The sequence below is a fragment of the Aestuariivirga sp. genome (assembly GCF_046093005.1).
Classification (GTDB): Bacteria; Pseudomonadota; Alphaproteobacteria; order Rhizobiales; family Aestuariivirgaceae; genus Aestuariivirga.
On sequence record NZ_JBJTER010000043.1, the window covers coordinates 1 to 12525 of the forward strand.

Annotated in this window: 16 protein-coding genes, 1 other RNA gene and 1 pseudogene; 8 read left to right on the forward strand and 10 right to left on the reverse strand. The window is 65.7% G+C overall.

Going from position 1 to position 12525, the window contains the following annotated elements:
• Nucleotides 1-368: pseudogene (locus tag ACKOED_RS03455) on the forward strand (DNA ligase-associated DEXH box helicase); the annotation flags it as partial.
• Entirely contained in the window at nucleotides 361-1038 is a 678-nt protein-coding gene (gene pdeM / locus ACKOED_RS03460) for a ligase-associated DNA damage response endonuclease PdeM (RefSeq protein ID WP_408915181.1), read from the forward strand. The pseudogene ACKOED_RS03455 and the gene pdeM, both read left to right, overlap by 8 nt.
• Here pdeM and ACKOED_RS03465 read toward each other — a convergent pair.
• Nucleotides 1031-1495, reverse strand: coding sequence for a DUF3429 domain-containing protein (locus ACKOED_RS03465; RefSeq protein ID WP_408915182.1), 465 nt, complete (start codon nucleotides 1493-1495; stop codon nucleotides 1031-1033). The genes pdeM and ACKOED_RS03465 overlap by 8 nt on opposite strands.
• Before the next feature lie 272 nt (nucleotides 1496-1767).
• Here ACKOED_RS03465 and ACKOED_RS03470 point away from each other — a divergent pair, with 272 nt between their 5' ends.
• From ACKOED_RS03470 to ACKOED_RS03485, 4 genes are all read left to right on the forward strand, one after another.
• Complete coding sequence (locus ACKOED_RS03470) at nucleotides 1768-2034, forward strand: sulfotransferase (RefSeq protein WP_408915183.1); 267 nt, start codon at nucleotides 1768-1770, stop codon at nucleotides 2032-2034.
• A 193-nt stretch (nucleotides 2035-2227) separates the two neighbouring features.
• The gene (locus tag ACKOED_RS03475) at nucleotides 2228-3610 is read left to right on the forward strand and encodes a TrpB-like pyridoxal phosphate-dependent enzyme (protein WP_408915184.1); all 1383 of its coding nucleotides are present in this window, start codon (nucleotides 2228-2230) and stop codon (nucleotides 3608-3610) included.
• Nucleotides 3607-3999, forward strand: coding sequence for a ParB N-terminal domain-containing protein (locus ACKOED_RS03480; RefSeq protein ID WP_408915185.1), 393 nt, complete (start codon nucleotides 3607-3609; stop codon nucleotides 3997-3999). Before ACKOED_RS03475 ends, ACKOED_RS03480 begins: the two co-directional genes overlap by 4 nt.
• Nucleotides 4000-4025: 26 nt before the next feature.
• Nucleotides 4026-4691: a flavin reductase family protein gene (locus ACKOED_RS03485; RefSeq protein WP_408915186.1), complete on the forward strand. Its 666-nt coding sequence runs from the start codon at nucleotides 4026-4028 to the stop codon at nucleotides 4689-4691.
• 4 nt (nucleotides 4692-4695) lie between these two features.
• Here the strand turns inward: ACKOED_RS03485 and ACKOED_RS03490 are convergent, their stop codons facing one another.
• From ACKOED_RS03490 to ACKOED_RS03530, 9 genes are all read right to left on the reverse strand, one after another.
• The gene (locus ACKOED_RS03490; protein WP_408915187.1) at nucleotides 4696-6198 is read right to left on the reverse strand and encodes a DegQ family serine endoprotease; all 1503 of its coding nucleotides are present in this window, start codon (nucleotides 6196-6198) and stop codon (nucleotides 4696-4698) included.
• 24 nt (nucleotides 6199-6222) lie between these two features.
• Nucleotides 6223-6420 (reverse strand): DUF2065 domain-containing protein, encoded by a 198-nt coding sequence (locus ACKOED_RS03495; RefSeq protein ID WP_408915188.1) that lies wholly within the window; start codon nucleotides 6418-6420, stop codon nucleotides 6223-6225.
• On the reverse strand, nucleotides 6420-7325 hold the full coding sequence (hflC, locus tag ACKOED_RS03500; protein WP_408915189.1) for a protease modulator HflC: 906 nt from the start codon (nucleotides 7323-7325) through the stop codon (nucleotides 6420-6422). Before hflC ends, ACKOED_RS03495 begins: the two co-directional genes overlap by 1 nt.
• Nucleotides 7326-7339: 14 nt before the next feature.
• Nucleotides 7340-8431, reverse strand: a complete 1092-nt coding sequence (gene hflK / locus ACKOED_RS03505) for an FtsH protease activity modulator HflK (protein ID WP_408915190.1) — start codon at nucleotides 8429-8431, stop codon at nucleotides 7340-7342.
• An 88-nt stretch (nucleotides 8432-8519) separates the two neighbouring features.
• Complete coding sequence (locus ACKOED_RS03510; protein ID WP_408915191.1) at nucleotides 8520-9014, reverse strand: dihydrofolate reductase; 495 nt, start codon at nucleotides 9012-9014, stop codon at nucleotides 8520-8522.
• Nucleotides 9011-9487: a GNAT family N-acetyltransferase gene (locus tag ACKOED_RS03515; protein WP_408915192.1), complete on the reverse strand. Its 477-nt coding sequence runs from the start codon at nucleotides 9485-9487 to the stop codon at nucleotides 9011-9013. The genes ACKOED_RS03510 and ACKOED_RS03515 overlap by 4 nt, the downstream gene beginning before the upstream one ends.
• Entirely contained in the window at nucleotides 9484-9960 is a 477-nt protein-coding gene (locus ACKOED_RS03520) for a GNAT family N-acetyltransferase (protein ID WP_408915193.1), read from the reverse strand. Before ACKOED_RS03520 ends, ACKOED_RS03515 begins: the two co-directional genes overlap by 4 nt.
• On the reverse strand, nucleotides 9957-10781 hold the full coding sequence (locus ACKOED_RS03525) for a lysostaphin resistance A-like protein (RefSeq protein WP_408915194.1): 825 nt from the start codon (nucleotides 10779-10781) through the stop codon (nucleotides 9957-9959). Before ACKOED_RS03525 ends, ACKOED_RS03520 begins: the two co-directional genes overlap by 4 nt.
• Entirely contained in the window at nucleotides 10778-11572 is a 795-nt protein-coding gene (locus ACKOED_RS03530) for a thymidylate synthase (RefSeq protein ID WP_408915195.1), read from the reverse strand. Before ACKOED_RS03530 ends, ACKOED_RS03525 begins: the two co-directional genes overlap by 4 nt.
• Before the next feature lie 52 nt (nucleotides 11573-11624).
• Between ACKOED_RS03530 and ssrA the strand changes: the two genes are divergently transcribed.
• Together ssrA and ACKOED_RS03540 are read left to right on the forward strand one after the other, a co-directional pair.
• Nucleotides 11625-11991: a transfer-messenger RNA gene (gene ssrA, locus ACKOED_RS03535) on the forward strand.
• A 98-nt stretch (nucleotides 11992-12089) separates the two neighbouring features.
• Nucleotides 12090-12525, forward strand: a 436-nt coding sequence (locus ACKOED_RS03540) for an SspB family protein (RefSeq protein ID WP_408915196.1), incomplete at its 3' end; no start/stop codon positions are given.

Consider the following 12525-nt stretch of genomic DNA (forward strand, 5'->3'; position numbering starts at 1 on the left):
TCCGTTACGTGGCGATCATCGCGGGGCTGATCGAGCGCCGCCAGCCGGGGCATGAGAAGACGGCGCGGCAGATGACGGTGAACACCGACCTGATCTACGACGTGCTGCGAAGCCACGAGCCCGACCACCTGCTGCTGCGCGCGGCCTGGGACGACGCTGCGGAAGGGCTGATCGATGCGTGGCGGCTCTCAGCCATGCTGCGGCGGATCAAGGGCGAGATCCTGCACAAGGCGCTTGAGGTTGTCTCGCCGCTCGCCGTGCCCGTGCTGTTGGAGATCGGCCGCGAATCGGTTTACGGCGAGGCCCATGATGCCGTTCTCGCCGAAGCCGCGAACGCCCTCATCGACGAGGCCATGCGGCTTGTCTAGGTCGCAGCGCATAAGCCTTGGCGGGCTGGATTTCATTCCAGACCTGTCAGGCGCGCTCTATGCGCCGGAGTTGCGCGCGCTGCTGGTGGCGGACCTGCATCTCGAAAAGGGAACGAGCCTGGCCCGGCGCGGCGTGCATCTGCCGCCCTATGACACCCGCGAGTCGCTTTACCAGCTGCGGGCCGTGTGCGCGGCCGCCAGGCCTCGCCTGATCTGCTTTCTCGGCGACAGCTTTCATGATTCACACGCCCGCGAACGCATCGATAGCGGCGACTTGGCCATGCTCCGCACCATCGCCGCTTCCGCCGAAACCATCTGGATCGCCGGCAACCACGATCCGGCGCCGCCCGAAGACCTGGGCGGCAGGGTGGCCGCGGAAATCGCGCTGGGGCCGGTCACACTGCGCCACCAACCCGGCGCGCTGGCGCGCGATGAATTGGAAATCGCCGGCCATCTTCATCCCGCCGCTGCCGTGCACGCCCGCGGCCAGCGCATCCGCCGCCGCTGTTTCGTGGCCGACGAACGCCGCATCATCATGCCGGCCTTCGGCAGCTACACGGGCGCGTTGAGCGTGCGCTCGGAAGCCTTCGACGGGTTGCTGGGGGATTTCCACGTCTGGATGATCGGCACCAGGGCCATTCACCGCTTTCCGGCATCCGCCGTCAGATAGCCACCGCGGCCACCAGCATGGCGACGAGCGAGATGACCGCGCCGCCGGTGAGGATCATGCGCAGCCGCCCGAACCAGCCCGGCAGCCGCCCGGCCTCCGCACTGGTGACGTCCCACAGCGCCTGCAGCAGGAACCCGGCGATCAGCAGCGACAAGGCCGGAACGGCGGGAAGAAAAGCGGCGGCGAGGCCCGCCAGCGACCCCAGCACGCTGGCCCCGAAATCAAGGCCCTGGCGGGTCACATCAAAAGGCCCCAGCGCGGCGCCCCAGCGGATGCCGCCGAGGAAAGAGAGGATGATCGCCCCATAGATGATGCCGAGCCGCAGCCCCAGCTCGGGCGCCAGCAGCGGCAGCGCAACCCACATTGAGAGCGCCCCGGCGGCAAAGGGCAAAATGCCCGCAAGGCCCAGCGCCAGGGCGCTTGCCGGGATCGATTCCGCGATCGGACGGTCATTCATGACGGCTATTTGGCCCGGCCCGCCGCGGCAGGCAAGAGGAACGGCTCAGAACCTCGGGTGATGAAGTGAACTTGTTGTTCTGCCCGTGATGTTCCTTATGTCTTCTCCCGCTCCTTCAGTGGAGGAAGACGGGCCACGTTACTGGCCAAGCAACGGAGAGACGAGCCGAGACTGGTCCTGATGCCTGTCAGTGCCCTAGCCTCCCTCAACTTGTCGGGGCCCCTTTCTCTCCCGCCCCGCAGGCGTAGCATCATATCTTCGAGGAGGTGCCCATGCCGCTCAAGATCATCGGCGCTGGTTGCGGCCGCACCGGAACCATGTCCACCTTCACAGCGCTCAAGCAGCTTGGCTTTGCCTGCTGTCACATGGTCGGCGTCGTCATGAACAAGGCCAATGCCGGATCAGGGCGCGGGCCATCGCAAAACACAACCAGCACTTGGCCGCCGGAAAAGCCGCTCATCATCACCGTCGGCCACGGCTGGGGGCCGCTCTGCCATTTCGTGGTGCGGCAGCGCCCGATACCCCATTCCCGAATGTGAACGGCCGCGCCGAAATCAGGCAGGCGATCGCCGGCATGTCGAAGGGCGCCTATGTGATTTTGGGCGGTCTCGGCCTGGTGGCGGCCGTCCTCATCTATCTTCGCTCGCGTCTGTTGGGCTGACGCGCCGGCCGCCTCTTGCGGCGAGCCCGGCATTTTGCCAGCATCGGGCAACAACCTACGGAGGACAAGCCATGGCCAAACACACTGACGCCGCGCAGCGCAAGATCGTGCTGGGCGAGGAGCGGATTCCGAAGAGCTGGTACAACATCGCGGCCGATCTGCCGCAGATGCCGCCGCCGCCCCTCCATCCCGGCACGCTGAAGCCTGTTGGGCCGGACGATCTTTCGCCGCTGTTCCCGATGGAACTCATCATGCAGGAGGTGAGCGCCGAGCGCGACATCGCCATTCCGGAGCCGGTGCGCGACATCTACCGCATGTGGCGGCCCACCCCGCTCTACCGCGCCCATGGGCTGGAGAAAGCGCTGGGGACAACCGCGAAGCTCTATTACAAATACGAGGGCGTGAGCCCCGCCGGCTCGCACAAGCCCAACACCGCCGTGGCGCAGGCCTTCTACAACAAGGAACAGGGCGTCAGGAAACTGGTCACCGAAACCGGGGCCGGGCAATGGGGGTCATCGCTCTCCTTCGCGGGCGCGCTGTTCGGCATCGACGTCAAGGTCTACATGGTCAAGATCTCCTACAACCAGAAGCCCTATCGCCGGGCGCTGATGGAGGTCTATGGCGGCAAATGCGTGGCGAGCCCCTCGCTCGAAACCAATGCCGGCCGTCAGATCCTCGCCGCCAATCCCGATTCCAACGGCAGCCTCGGCATCGCCATTTCCGAGGCGGTCGAAGTGGCCGCCACCAGCCCCGACACCAAATATGCCCTGGGCAGCGTGTTGAACCACGTGCTGCTGCACCAGACGGTGATCGGCATCGAGGCCATCGAGCAGATGCAGCAGGCGGGCGCCGAGCCTGATATCATCGTTGGCTGCACTGGCGGCGGCTCCAACTTCGCCGGCCTCACCTTCCCGTTCATCGGCCAGCGCCTGCGCGGCGGCAAGAAGGTGCGGGTGATCGCCGCCGAGCCGGCCGCCTGCCCGTCGCTCACCCGCGGCCGCTATGCCTATGATTTCGGCGACACCTCGCACATGACGCCGCTGGTCAAGATGCACACGCTGGGCTCCACCTTCATGCCGCCCGGCTTCCACGCCGGCGGTCTTCGCTACCACGGCATGGCGCCGATGGTTTCTCACCTCAAGGAGCTGGGGCTGATCGAGGCCGAAGCCTATACCCAGAACGCCTGCTTCGAGGCCGGCGTGCTGTTCGCCCGCACCGAGGGCATCCTGCCCGCCCCCGAGGCCAACCACGCGGTGCGCGGGGCCATCAACGCGGCGCTCAAGGCCAAGGAGCAAGGCGCCTCGCCGGTGATCCTGTTTGGCCTCTGCGGGCATGGCCATTTCGACATGCAGGCCTATATGGATTACCAGGCCGGCAAGCTCGAAGACAAAATGTACGATCAGTCGGCGCTCGACGCCGCGCTCGAGGGCCTGCCGCAGATCGCCGCCGCGTGAGCCCTTACGCCTGCCAGCGGCTGGCGCTTGCAACGCTCCGGCCGACGGAACACGTGAATGACGATGAGGCGGCGCGCCTCGCCGATGACATGCGCCGTGACGGCGTGCAGCGCCGCCCGGTGCTGGTCGAGCGCGCCAGCCTCGCCATCCTCGATGGCCACCACCGCTTCCGCGCCGCGCAGGCGCTGGGGCTTTCGCGCATCAATGCCGTGGTGATCGACTATGATGATCCGCGGCTCACGCTGGCGTCATGGACGGCGCGCGTTTTCACAAGGCAGGAGGTTTGCGCCGCCGCCCGCCACGGCGCGCTGCTTCCTGCAAAGTCCACCCGCCATATCCTCAACCCGCCCCTCCCCGACATGCCCGTTGCACTCTCCGCACTGGCGTGACCGGTGACTCATGAAAGCTTCGCCCCATGCATTACCGCCCGCTGCTCGATGAATGCCCGCTGCCCTTCGACCCGTTCAAGAGTTGCACGGTACCGCGGCCTATAGGCTGGATTTCGACGGTCTCGAAGGATGGCAGGGCTAATCTTGCGCCGTTCAGCCAGTGGCAGAACATCACCTACGACCCGCCGATCGTCATGTTCTCGGCCGACCAGCATGTCGATGGCCGCAAGAAGGACACGGTGATCAACGCCGAGGAGACCGGCTTCTTCGTCTGGAACATGGCCACCTACGATCTGCGCGAGGCGGTCAACAGATCGGCCCAGCCGGTGGCGCGCGGCGTGGACGAATTCGAACTCGCGGGGCTCACCAAACTCGCCTGCCTCGATGCGCCCGGCCCGCGGGTCGCCGAGAGCCCGTGCCACTTCGAGTGCCGCTACCTCAACACGCTGCGTTTTCCGGGAACCACCAAGGTGTCCGACGCCGACGTGGTCTTCGGCCAGGTGGTGCGCATCCACGTCGATGGGCGCTATGTGCTGCCCAGCGGCAAGCTCGACATTCCGCGCATCCGTCCGCTCGCCAGGCTGGGCTACTATGACTACACCAGCGTGACCGAGATTTTCGAGATGCGCATCCCCACGGCCAGCGCTGACGAAATGGCCGGCCTCGAGGGCCGGCCCCGGCGGGACAGATAGGCCGCTATTCCTTCACCTTGAGCGCAATGAACCGCATCTCGCTGGCCTTGCCGCCCTTGGCGATGAGCAGCAGCACGGATGACTTGCCGGCCTTCTTCGCCTCCTCGATGCGGTCGCGCACGTCGGCCGCACCGAGCACTTCCTGCTCGCCGGCCTCGGTGATGACATCGCCCGGCGCGATGCGCTTCTCGCCCGCCGGGCTGTCCTTGGCAACCTCGGTCACCACCGCGCCCTTCAGCTCTTTGTCGAGCTGATACTCCTTGCGCAGATCATCCGTGATGGACGACAGCGTCATTCCCAGCAGCGTGACGCTGGCGGGAGCCGCCTCGCCCGCGCCGCCCGCGCCGGAATCCGCCAGTTTCTCGCCGTCCTCGAGACGCCCCACTTCGGCGGTAAGCGTCACTTCCGCGCCCTTGCGCAGCACCTTCAGCGGCACCTTGCTGCCGATGGGCGTCTCGGCGACGATCTTCGGCAGGTCACGCATGGCGTTCACGGCGCGGCCGTTGAACTCGACGATCACGTCGCCCGCCTGGATGCCGGCCTTTTCGGCGGGCCCGGTGGGCGTCACATCGGAAACCAGCGCGCCGCGCGGCGCATCGAGGTTGATTGAGTCGGCAATGTCCGGCGTTACCGCCTGGATCTTCACACCCAGCCAGCCGCGCCGTGTTTCGCCATAGGCGATGAGCTGGTTCACCACGTTCTTCGCCGTGTTGGCGGGCACCGAAAAGCCGATGCCCACGGAGCCGCCCGACGGCGAGAAGATGGCGGTGTTGATGCCCATCACCTCGCCCTTGAGGTTGAACAGCGGTCCGCCGGAATTGCCCTTGTTGATCGCGGCATCGGTCTGGATGAAGTCGTCATAGGGCCCGGCGTTGATGTCGCGGTTGCGCGCCGAGACAATGCCGAGCGACACCGACCCGCCAAGCCCGAACGGATTGCCGATGGCCATCACCCATTCGCCCACGCGCAGCTTGTCGCTGTCGCCGAAGGTCACCGCCGACAGAGGCTTCTCGGGCTTCACGCGCAGCACGGCCAGGTCGGTCTTGGGGTCGCGGCCAACGAGCTCGGCCTGGAGGATGGTGTCGTCGTGGAAATGCACCTCGATGGTCCCGGCGTCTTCCACCACATGGTTGTTGGTGACGATAATGCCAGCCGGATCGATCACGAAGCCCGAGCCCATGGACGTCATGCGCGGCGGCGGCTCTGAGCCGGGCGCGCGCTTCATGAACTCGTCGAAGAAATCCCTGAACGGATTATTCGGATCGTCGAGCGGCGAGCCGCCATCGTTGTTCTCCGGCGTTTCCTCGGTGGTATCAACCGGCGCCGGCGCCTTGCCTTCGATGGTGATCTCCACCACCGCCGGCAACAGCCGGTCGGCGATATCGGCGACCGAGGGCAGCTCCTGCACCGGCGTCTGCGGCGTGGTCTGCGCCGCGCCGCCGCCCGCCGCCACGAACGGCAGGCATAAGGCCAGCGCCGCCACGGTCATCAGATTGCTCGTCTTCATGGTCCAACGCCCTCCGCGCATTTCTTACGAAAACCCAACACGCACCATCGCCACCGCCAAGACGCCGAGCGCCATGGCGGCGATGCCGCCCAGGCGCAGCTGGTCGTCAGTGAGCGACTGCATTGACAGCATCATGGCCCGCAGTTTCGACGGAACCAAGGCATAAAGACAGCCCTCGATCACCAGCACCAGGCCGAGGGCCGTCAGCAGATCATCCAGCATTACGGGGCGGGCGCTGCCGGCGCGGCCCCCGCTCCGCCTGGCCGCTGATCTCCGAAATAGCGGAAGAACTCGGAGTCAGGGCTCAGCACCATGGTGGTGCCCTGCGTGCCGAGGCTTTTCGCATAGGCCTGCATCGAGCGGTAGAAGCTGAAGAACTCCGGATCCTGCTCGAACGCCTCGGCGAACACCCGGTTGCGCTCGGCATCGCCCTGGCCGCGGATGATTTCCGCCTCTTTCTTGGCCTGCGCCAGCTTTTCGGTGGTGGTGCGGTCAGTCTCGGCGTTCATCCTGGTCTTGGTCGCCTCGCCCTGGGAGCGGATGTCCTGGGCCAGCGCCTTGCGCTCGGATTCCATGCGCCGGTAGGTCTGCTCCAGCACGTTTTCAGAAAGGTCGGTCCGGCGCACGCGGACATCGACGATCTCGATTCCCAGCGTATCGGCCTCCTCGCGCAGCGCATCGCGGATCTCGCGCATCATCACCGCGCGGTCGGATGAGAGCGCCGCGTCAAAGGACCGGCGGCCATAGGTCTGGCGCAGCGCCGCATCGAGGCGGGCCGCCACGCGGGCTTCCGCCTGCATCAGGTCGGCGCCCAGGGTTTCGCGGAACAGCCGCGCGTCCTTGATGCGGGCGAGCGTGATCGCATCCACGATATAGACCTGCGAGGCCACGTCCTGCACCGGGCGGTCGTTGTTCTCCCAGATGATGATGCGGTCCTCGATCTTGGTGACCGTATCGGCGAAGGGCAGCTTGAAATAGAGGCCGGGCTCCTCGACAACGCGATTGATGTCGCCAAAGCGCAGCACCAGCGCCTTGTGTTTCTCGTCGACCACGAAATACGACATGTAGAACAGCGCCAGCGCCAGAACTGCAACGACGCCGATGATGGTTTTGGTGAAGCTGGTCATGGTTTTTGCCCCGTTCAGTTCTGCTGATCGCCCTGGCGGGCCTTGACTTCGGGAAGCGGCAGATAGGGCACCACGCCCTGGCCATTGGCCCCCTGCTCGACAATCACCTTGTTGGTCTGTCCGAGGATCTGCTCCATGGTCTCGAGGAAGATACGCTCGCGGGTCACGCCCTGCGCCTTCCTGTACTGCTCATAGACGGAGAGAAAGCGCGCCGCCTCGCCTTCGGCCTGCGCCACGGTCGAGGCCTTGTAGCCGCTGGCATCCTCGACCAGCTTGGCCGCCTCGCCTTCCGCCATGCGCAGCTTCTGGTTCCGGTATTGCTCGGCCTCATTGATCAGCTGTTGCTGGTTCTGGCCGGCGCGGACCACTTCGGCGAAGGCATCGGCCACTTCGCGCGGCGGCTGCACGTCGCCGAGGTTCACCGAGGTGATGGTGACGCCCGCGCCATATTCGTCGAGCAGCTTCTGGGTGATTTCCATCACCTGCGCCTCGACCGCATTCTTGCCCGTCGTCAGAATGGCCTGGGCGCGGGTCTGCCCCGCCACCTCGCGCATGGCGCTCTGGGCCACGGCGCGGATGGTGCGCTCCTGGTCGGCCACGTTGAACAGGTAGCTCTTGGCGTCGTTGATGCGCCAGAACACCGAGAACGGCACGCCGATGATGTTCTTGTCCGAGGTCAGCATCTGGCCTTCGCTGCCCTCATTGCCGATGTTGATCTGGCGAACAGCGCCTACCCGCGGCTTTTCCATTGTCTCGACCGGCCATAGCGCGAAGTGCAGGCCGGGCTCCGCGACACGATTGAACGTGCCGAAGCGAAGCACCACGCCGCGCTCGTCCGGCTGCACCTGGTAGACGCTGTTGTAGACGACGAAGAGCGCGATCAGGCCTAGCGCCAGGATCCAGCCGACATAGCCGCCGCCCGATGGCAGGACCTGCTTCAGCTTGTCCTGGCTTTGACGGATCAGATCGTCGAGATCGGGGGGCGTCGGACCACGGCCTGACGGGTTAGGCCGCCGCGGACCGCCGCCGTTGCCGCCGCCCTGCCCCCATGGGCCCTGGCCCCAGGGGCCCTGGTTACCGCCACCGCCTTCGGAATTCCACGGCATTCATCCCACCCTTGTTCTGCTGTCGTGTCAAAAATTTCGTAGTTGATATAGGTATGCCGCAGCGCAATGTCCACGGCGGCGCCCGACCTTAACTTTTTGTCATGCGGTCCAGGATCCGCAGGGTGAAGGCGGCGCTATCGCGTTCGCCCTTGGGGTGCACCTCGCGCGCCACCTCCTGCCACGCGGCCAGATCGAGGCCGGGAAAATGGGTGTCGCCCTCCACCTCGAGGTCGACCTCGGTCAGGTAGATGCGGGCCACCCAGGGCCAGAACAACCGGTAGATTTCACCGCCGCCGATCACCGCAACTTCCGGTGCCCCTGCGGCGAAACGCAGCGCCTGCGCTGGGCTGGTGGCGACGCTGGCGCCCTCCGGCGCGAAATCCTTCTGGCGGGAAATGATGATGTTCGGGCGGCCAGGCAACGGCTTCCTGGGCAGGCTCTCCCAGGTCTTACGGCCCATCACCACAGGCTTGCCCATGGTGATCTCCTTGAAGCGCCTGAGGTCCGAGGAGATGTGCCAGGGCAGGCTGCCTTCCCGTCCGATCACCCCGTTGCGGGACATCGCCACCACGAAAGAAATCATGACCCCAGCCTCTCCAGCGCCGCGCCCGACAGCCGGCAGACGGACGTACCGGGCTCGAACGCCACCCCCGCCCTGGCATAGAGCCTCCTCGCGTCCTCGTTCCAGTCCATCATCACCCAGGTCACGGCGGGAGCCCCACGGGCGCGGGCCAGCCGCGCTACCGCCCCGAGCAGTTCCCGCCCGATGCCCAGCCGCCGGAAGGGCGGCAGCACGGCCAGGTCTTCGAGATACAAGGTCTCACGGCCCCGGAAGGTGGAGAAGCTGCGGTGCCAGATGGCGCAGCCTGCCGGGGCATCATCCCACAGGGCAACGAGCGCGCCGCCCACCGGGTTCGGGCCGGAGAGAAAACGCTCGAAATCATCAGGCGTCGAGACGAAATCCGCCGCATGGCCATGGTGGACGGCAAGTTCGCGCACCATGGCATGCAGCGCCACGCCATCGCCCGCACCGGCATCACGGATAAGGATCGTCATGAGGCGAGCGCCTCAAGTTCGGGGCCGGAGACACGATAGACCGTCCACTCTTCCATCGGCTTCGCGCCCATCGCCTTGTAGGCGGAAATCGACGGCGCGTTCCAGTCCAGCACCCACCATTGCAGGCGCGGCAGGCCCTCGGCCAGGCAGCGCCGCGCCAGCCCTCTGAGCAGCGCCTTGCCGATGCCGCGGCCGCGCAGGTCTTGCTCGACATAGAGGTCCTCGAGATAGATCCCGGCTTTGCCCGCAAAGGTCGAGAAATTGTAGAACCACAGGGCGAAGCCGGCTGGCCGTTCGTCCCAGAAGGCGAGGTCGCAGCGGCACCGCGGCTGCGGTCCGAACAGGGCGTGGCGGATATCCGCCTCCGTCGCGGTCACCTCGTGCAACAGCTTTTCATATTGGGCGAGCTTGCGGATGAAGCCGAGCACCAGCGCTTCCTCGCCCGGCCGCACTTCCCTGATCGCCAGGCTCACGGACCGCCTCCCAGATTGGCGAAGACGAGCAGCGCATAGGCCCCGTTCCACACGGCATGGCAGAGGATCGGCACCCAGATGCTGCCGAAGCGATACAGGAGATAGCCCAGAAGCAGCCCCATGATGAAGATCATGCCGATCATCAGCCACGGCTCGGTCATGTGCAGCAGCGCCCATGACGCCGAGCTCACCACCGTGGTGCCCGACACGCCGAGTCTGGTGCGTGACAGCGCCGCGAACAGCTGGCCGCGGAAGATCAGTTCCTCGATCAGCGGCGCGCCGATGGCAATCGATGGAAAGATCAGCAGGAACAGCCGCGGCTCATTGGCGAGGTCGAACACCGCCTCCTTCACTTCGCCGGCCGAGCCCTGCGGAGGCGATTGCCCGTCTGGCCCCGGCGTGTATTGCGCGAGATCGATGGCAAGCGCCAGCACCAGCGCCATCATCGCCACATACATGGCGAGCATGAAACCGATCACCAGCACCAGCCAGCCCGATCCGGTGAGGTCCGGCCGCCGGAAAGCCAGCACCCGCGCGGCATCACCGCCACGCCGTCCCGCCAGCCACCAGGCCAGCGCCGAAGCAGCAAGCGCGGCCGGCAGGATGGACGCCAGGTTGGCCCGCACCATGGCACGCATCGAGCCGGTGTCTCCGCCGCCCGCCAGTGGCAAGGCCATGGCCGTGAGCAGCGCGGCCAGGCCCTGATAGGCGATCAGCAGCAGCGCCGCCGCCGCCAGTGCATAGACGAGCCCCGCGGGATTTTCCGGCCAGTAAAGGCGCCGGAGCCAGCCGCCGGCGAAATCGCCGCCAAGCCGGCTCATACGGCGACCGGGGCGGCGATGTGCGGATGCGGGTCGTAGCCGGCGATCTCGAAATCCTCATAGCGGAAATCGCCGATGTTCATGACCTCGCGCTTGATGAGAAGCCGCGGCAGCGGCCGTGGTTCGCGCATGAGCTGCGCATCGGCCTGCTCGAGGTGGTTGAGATAGAGATGCGCATCGCCCAGCGTGTGGATGAATTCGCCAGGCTTCAGCCCCGTTACATGCGCCACCATGTGGGGGAGCAGCGCATAGGAGGCGATGTTGAACGGCACCCCCAGGAAGATGTCCGCCGAGCGCTGGTAAAGCTGGCAGGAAAGCTTGCCGTCCGCCACGTAGAACTGGAACAGGCAATGGCAGGGCGGCAGCGCCATGCGCTCGACATCCGCCGGGTTCCAGGCGGTGACGATCAGCCGGCGCGAATCCGGGCTCTTGCGGATGCGCGCGATGACGTCCGCCAGCTGGTCGATGGCGGAGCCGTCGCGCGCCGGCCAGGAGCGCCACTGCGCGCCATAGACCGGGCCCAGTTCGCCATTGGTGTCGGCCCATTCGTCCCAGATCGTAACCTTGTTGTCGCGCAAGAAGCCCACATTGGTTTCGCCGCGGATGAACCACAGAAGCTCGTAGATGATCGAGCGCAGATGCAGCTTCTTGGTGGTCACCAGCGGAAAGCCCTCGGCGAGATCGAACCGCATCTGCCAGCCAAACACCGAGAGCGTACCGGTTCCGGTGCGGTCATCCTTGCGGTGGCCGTGGCGGCGCACATGCCGCATGAGATCGAGATATTGCTTCATGACGGGAAGGTTAGACGATTCCGGGCGGCCGCACCAAGGGTGTCCGAAACCACCCCTTCCCTTGCGCCGCCGGACTTCCTATATTCCTCCCCGTCACGCCCGCAAGGGCATGACTATGGTGATAAACGGTGATCGTAATAAGCCTTTCGGACCCGGGGGCAGTACCCGGCGCCTCCACCACGGACCGCCGCCGCGCGAGGGCGGCCCGTGATGGGGGCGAAACAGGATCGACGAGGGTGTAAAGGGTCGCTTTTTGCCCGTGATGGTTCCGACGTTATCGGGCTAAACATATAGTTGCCAACGACAACTATGCTCCGGTTGCAGTGGCTGCCTAAGGCAGTCTGAGCACCGAAATCAAAGTCCTTGGGCTTAGCCGCTCAAGGCGGGGCCGCCGGCGCCTGGCAACAGAAGCCGGCACTTTCCTTTCAACAATTTCATGTTTCAGCAGCCATGGCTTTGCCACGGGCGACCGGCTATGATACGGGCGTTCTTCCGCTCAACCCCACCGGACACGCGAATGCCAGAAGACCTGATGCGCTATGATCTGCTCGCCCAGAACGCCCTGAAGGGCGTGGTGCGGGACGCCTTGCGGATCGCCGAAACCTCCGGCCTTCCTGGCGAGCATCATTTCTATATCTCGTTCAATACCCGTCATCCCGGCGTCGCGCTGTCGGAAAAGATCGCGCAACGCTATCCGCGCGAGATGACCATCGTGCTCCAGCACCAATACTGGAACCTCCACGTCCACGATGACCGTTTCGAGGTTGAACTCTCGTTTGACAATGTCCCGGAACACCTCGTCATTCCCTTTGACGCCGTGAAGGGCTTCCTGGACCCCGCCGTGCAGTTCGGCCTGCAATTCGAGACTCAGACGGCCGGCACGCGTCCACGTGAAGTGGAGGCGGCAAAGCCCGCGGCGGCTGCGCCGGAAACGCCGTCCGCCGTGGCGCCTC

Excerpts from the sequence above, each read along its gene's own strand:
- ACKOED_RS03515 (WP_408915192.1), bottom strand. The coding sequence starts at position 9,487 with ATGACGATCCTTATCCGTGATGCCGGTGCGGGCGATGGCGTGGCGCTG.
- hflC (WP_408915189.1), bottom strand. The coding sequence starts at position 7,325 with ATGACCAGCTTCACCAAAACCATCATCGGCGTCGTTGCAGTTCTGGCG.
- ACKOED_RS03530 (WP_408915195.1), bottom strand. The coding sequence starts at position 11,572 with ATGAAGCAATATCTCGATCTCATGCGGCATGTGCGCCGCCACGGCCAC.
- hflK (WP_408915190.1), bottom strand. The coding sequence starts at position 8,431 with ATGCCGTGGAATTCCGAAGGCGGTGGCGGTAACCAGGGCCCCTGGGGC.
- ACKOED_RS03525 (WP_408915194.1), bottom strand. The coding sequence starts at position 10,781 with ATGAGCCGGCTTGGCGGCGATTTCGCCGGCGGCTGGCTCCGGCGCCTT.
- ACKOED_RS03495 (WP_408915188.1), bottom strand. The coding sequence starts at position 6,420 with ATGCTGGATGATCTGCTGACGGCCCTCGGCCTGGTGCTGGTGATCGAG.
- ACKOED_RS03470 (WP_408915183.1), top strand. The coding sequence starts at position 1,768 with ATGCCGCTCAAGATCATCGGCGCTGGTTGCGGCCGCACCGGAACCATG.
- ACKOED_RS03475 (WP_408915184.1), top strand. The coding sequence starts at position 2,228 with ATGGCCAAACACACTGACGCCGCGCAGCGCAAGATCGTGCTGGGCGAG.
- ACKOED_RS03510 (WP_408915191.1), bottom strand. The coding sequence starts at position 9,014 with ATGATTTCTTTCGTGGTGGCGATGTCCCGCAACGGGGTGATCGGACGG.
- ACKOED_RS03485 (WP_408915186.1), top strand. The coding sequence starts at position 4,026 with ATGCATTACCGCCCGCTGCTCGATGAATGCCCGCTGCCCTTCGACCCG.
- ACKOED_RS03465 (WP_408915182.1), bottom strand. The coding sequence starts at position 1,495 with ATGAATGACCGTCCGATCGCGGAATCGATCCCGGCAAGCGCCCTGGCG.
- ACKOED_RS03490 (WP_408915187.1), bottom strand. The coding sequence starts at position 6,198 with ATGAAGACGAGCAATCTGATGACCGTGGCGGCGCTGGCCTTATGCCTG.